At 56.3% G+C, this 355-nt stretch carries 1 protein-coding gene; it reads left to right on the forward strand.

The genetic code is table 11. From position 1 onward, the window contains the following. Positions 1-329: GNAT family N-acetyltransferase (locus HBA93_RS19470; protein WP_221724390.1), on the forward strand; the 329-nt coding region annotated here is incomplete at its 5' end. Between the last annotated feature and the right edge of the window lie 26 nt (positions 330-355).

The following is a 355-nucleotide window of genomic DNA, read 5'->3' on the forward strand; positions in this document are numbered from 1 at the left end:
GGGAGGCCTATTGGGCAAAAGATGATATTCTCGGGCGCTATTATGATGCGCTGGAGACGGATCGCGGCTGGCATATGCTGGTGGGCGAAAAGGCCTATTTCGGCCGCAACACCGCCCGCGCCGTGATTACCGGCTTCACCCGTTTTCTATTTCTGGACAATCCCGCAACGCAAAAAATCGTCGGCGAGCCCAGCGTGCAGGCGCGCAGCCTGCTGCGCTATGCAGAAGATTGCGCCTTTGAGGAACAGGGCGAAATCGACCTGCCCGACAAGCGCGCCAAGCTGATGTTCTGTCACCGCAAGCACTTTACCGAGAAATGTGGACTATAAAACATGACAGCCTGTAATCTCCTCGG

Origin of the sequence: Ochrobactrum sp. SFR4 (genome assembly GCF_019730395.1) — a bacterium.
Lineage (GTDB): Bacteria > Pseudomonadota > Alphaproteobacteria > Rhizobiales > Rhizobiaceae > Pseudochrobactrum.